The following is a 2543-nucleotide window of genomic DNA, read 5'->3' as shown; positions in this document are numbered from 1 at the left end:
CCCAGGTTGAAGGCTCCTTGATTCTTCCGGATAAGAGAGAGCTACCCTGGTATGGGCTGACGGATATTGCAGTGCTCTTTGATCCTCAGCAGCTGATTACCCCTGTCATCCCCAATCTGGGACTCTGGAGAGAGCGAGTTGTTGTACTGGCCCCCCATACGGTTGAGGAAGCGAAAGAGGCGGTTATCTTGGCTCAAAAGGCACACCAGACGGCGATCTGGTTGGCGGTTCCTGCACGTACCGAGCTGGCTCGTCCGTTACTTGACGCGGCAATAGCGGAAGGAAAAAGACTGAAGTTCCCTGTCGGTGCTCTCATGCGTCCTCTCTGGGGGCCTAAAAATGAGCTAGTGGCCAATGCTCCCGAAGACCGAAATCTACTTGGTGAGACAATCCCTGAGCTACAAAAACGTCACCCTGAGGTTCCGTCAGCACACTCATTCTTTTTCCCTCTACGACCTGATGAGACTTGCCTAGTCCCCACGATAAGCATACAAAAAGCAACCGCGCAGTCACTAATAGAGCTTGCCAAGATGGAAGGACTCGCTACACTTGCCGTTCATAACTTAGCTCCTCCCTACTATCTCCATCAGGTAATGGCCAGCAATATCACCACCTACAAGTTTGGCTATAACTTGCACAATCGGCTTGCCTTTCTTAATCAGACAGGTTGCGACCCTGTCGATTTGATTGGCAAAGGATTCTCTTTACCCGATGCTCCTGCTGAATTTGGTTTTCAATTACAAATAAAACAGCGAGGCATTCAAAGTCAGTGGGAGCGCTTTCTGTATTCTACAGGCGAAGGCTTTCTGAAAATGCTCCATCCCATACTCAAGTCGGTTGCTCCTGCACTGCCTCTATACCTCAAAGGAATGAATGTAATGCTTTTATGGACGAAACCCTCTCCCAGCCTACGTAGCTTTGACTCATTAGGATTGCGCTGGATGGATCCATTTCCTTACCAAGCTCCCAACCGTTCGAACGAGGACTTCTGGCGGATATTCCAGACAAATTTAATCCCTGGCGCTGGCCCCACACTAGAATACCAAGGTTACATTGCTTACTTTGCGGATATTTCCTGGAGGGATGCGAAGGCCTACTTGCAAATGATGGAGAAGTTTTCAGATTCCAAAAAGCTGCCGTAGCTCGTCGTCACTGGGCTGGCGACCGTACTCACAGATACGGAAGGCTTCGGCGTGCTGGCAGGGGCCGCCGTTGATTCGGGCTCCTGCGGACTTCTCCGCACGGTAGGCACCACGTCGCTCGACGATGCCGCGCACGCGTGCTTGGCGGCCTGCTTCGTCTGTGGGGACTTCAGCAAGCAAGCCCGCGTTGTAGGGGAGCCACTCAAAAAACTGCGAGGCGTGGGCGCAGACCATGCGGGTCTTCTTGTCGAGGCAGTTGTCTATCGGGACTTGAACCTCGGCGACGAAGGGCTGGATGTCTTTGAAATCATCGTACCAGTAGGCAAAGACGGGCATGCGATCTAAGTGGCGCGTCTCCGGGCACATCAGCGGAACGGTGAGCATGTAGGTGGCATCCAAGATCAGCTGCGCGGTGTACCGATGATCGCGGTGGTAGTCGAGGGGGCGGTTGAAGAGCACGAGATCGGGCCCCTTGCCAGGCTCGCCGAAGCTGCGGATACAGCGCACCATGGCCTCGGTGCTGGGTTTGTCCACGTAGACCTCGCCGTCGTGCGTGCCCAGAGTCTCGTAGCTTGCCCCAATTACCGCCGCAGCGCTCTCTGCCTCGATCAAGCGCCGAGCGGCGAGGCTTTCGGGATCGGCTTTGTATTCTTCCGCGAAGTGTCCCTTGTCGCCATTGGTTACGGAGACGAACTTAACCAAGTCGCCCTGCCGTCGTAGCCGTGTGGCGAGCCCGCCGCAGTTCAGCTCGTTGTCGTCGGGGTGTGCGCCGATACAGAGAATGTGATGCATCCGCTATTTTAGCACAGCACAGGAGCCGGATTCTGCTAAGACCGGTGCGAGAAAGTGCTGCGTTTTCTCTATCGGCTCGCCACGCAGCAATCGCCCAATGCTCTGACCGAGCTCCGTCACGATTTCATGCTGACGGATTTGGATCGTGCTGACCCCGGGGAGAGTGCGGCGCATGAACCGAGCATTTAGGCCCGTCAGAAGCGAGACATCCTCTGGGACACGCTTGCCCATGTCTTTGAGAGCACGAAGCGCCCCCAGTGCGGCTAGCTCATCTGCGGTAAAGATGGCTGTGGGGGCGTCTGGCTGAGAGAAACGCTCACGCACGAGGGCATAGACTCCCTCCTCACCCCAGACGGTGTCTTCGTAGTGCAGGGTGTCTTCCAGACCGAGCTCTTCACAAGCCGCTTGGCAGCCTTGGTAGCGCCCCTCGCCTGACATTAAGTCGCGGCCAATGTTCTGAAACAGTCCTCATGAAGATGCTTCACCACCGAGCATGAAAATCTGAGTTTGGCAAGGTAGCATAGGCAGGGCGCACTGACACAAAGGTCGTTTTTTCCTTGGTGATGCGATCCCGATATACAGTCAGACCAGGGCACTTTTAAGCACCAC

Annotated in this window: 3 protein-coding genes; 1 reads left to right on the top strand and 2 read right to left on the bottom strand. The window is 55.1% G+C overall.

From position 1 onward, the window contains the following. Positions 1-1142, top strand: a 1142-nt coding sequence (locus RMO15_RS30085) for a hypothetical protein (protein ID WP_309721904.1), incomplete at its 5' end; no start/stop codon positions are given. Here the strand turns inward: RMO15_RS30085 and RMO15_RS30080 are convergent. Then, positions 1119-1934 (bottom strand): PIG-L family deacetylase, encoded by an 816-nt coding sequence (locus RMO15_RS30080; RefSeq protein ID WP_309721902.1) that lies wholly within the window; start codon positions 1932-1934, stop codon positions 1119-1121. The two genes, RMO15_RS30085 and RMO15_RS30080, sit on opposite strands and share 24 nt — an antisense overlap. Before the next feature lie 3 nt (positions 1935-1937). Next, a complete protein-coding gene (locus RMO15_RS30075) occupies positions 1938-2372 on the bottom strand; it encodes a substrate-binding domain-containing protein (protein ID WP_309721900.1) in 435 nt (144 codons plus the stop codon). Positions 2373-2543 lie beyond the last annotated feature (171 nt).

The sequence above is a fragment of the Armatimonas sp. genome (assembly GCF_031410135.1).
In the GTDB taxonomy this organism is placed as follows: domain Bacteria; phylum Armatimonadota; class Armatimonadia; order Armatimonadales; family Armatimonadaceae; genus Armatimonas.
Note: the sequence above shows the minus strand (reverse complement) of the source record. Positions and strands in the feature narration are given on the sequence as shown.